1 protein-coding gene is annotated in these 677 nt (G+C 55.1%); it reads left to right on the top strand.

The genetic code is table 11. The features are described from left to right. Nucleotides 1-187 precede the first annotated feature (187 nt). Entirely contained in the window at nt 188-664 is a 477-nt protein-coding gene (locus AACY52_RS29035; protein WP_339561174.1) for an integrase, read from the top strand. The last annotated feature ends 13 nt before the right edge of the window (nt 665-677 follow it).

Below are 677 nucleotides of genomic sequence, written 5' to 3'. Positions count from 1 at the left end.
AAGCCTAACGCTTCTGGCCATGGATCAACCTACCAATAAACAGTCCGAAGATCGGCATGATAATACTGGAACGCGGAGATGACCGCTCTGGGGCTATTTCAGCCGGTTCCGACAGGCAGCTATTGGCTAGTCAGCGACCGTTGCTCTGGTTAGCCATCCTTGTCCTTCCACATATGGAGGACATGTCATGAGCATTATCGCTACCCGCAGCCGTCAGCCTTGGAACAAAGGAAAATTGGTTGGACAGAAACCCCCGCTACAACTGAGAGATATCTGGGCTATCCGAGTAAGGCTTCAAATTGCAGAAAAAACTCGAGATCTGGCTCTTTTCGATCTGGCTATCGATAGCAAGCTTCGGGCTTGCGACTTAACCAAGCTCCGCGTACGCGACGTCGCCCATGGCGAGCACGTATCATCACGAGCCATGGTTATGCAGCAGAAAACGCAGCGGCCTGTGCAATTCGAGATTACTGAACAAACACGGTCCGCTCTCGCGGCCTGGATACGTCAGGCCCAGTTACGCAGCGAGGACTGCCTTTTCCCGAGCCGACTGCGCATTCCACGCCATCCGGCCACCCAGTCCACCAACATCCGGCCACCCTTTCCACGCTCATCCGGCCAGGCAGTCGGAGCGCAGCGACGCAGGTTTGCATTGTTAGTCTGAAGTCCCTGTCGTC

Source organism: Pseudomonas sp. EA_65y_Pfl1_P113 (assembly GCF_963970525.1).
Taxonomy (GTDB): domain Bacteria; phylum Pseudomonadota; class Gammaproteobacteria; order Pseudomonadales; family Pseudomonadaceae; genus Aquipseudomonas; species Aquipseudomonas tritici.
The sequence above is the reverse complement of the archived record's forward strand: the minus strand, read 5'-3'. Positions and strand labels throughout refer to the sequence as shown.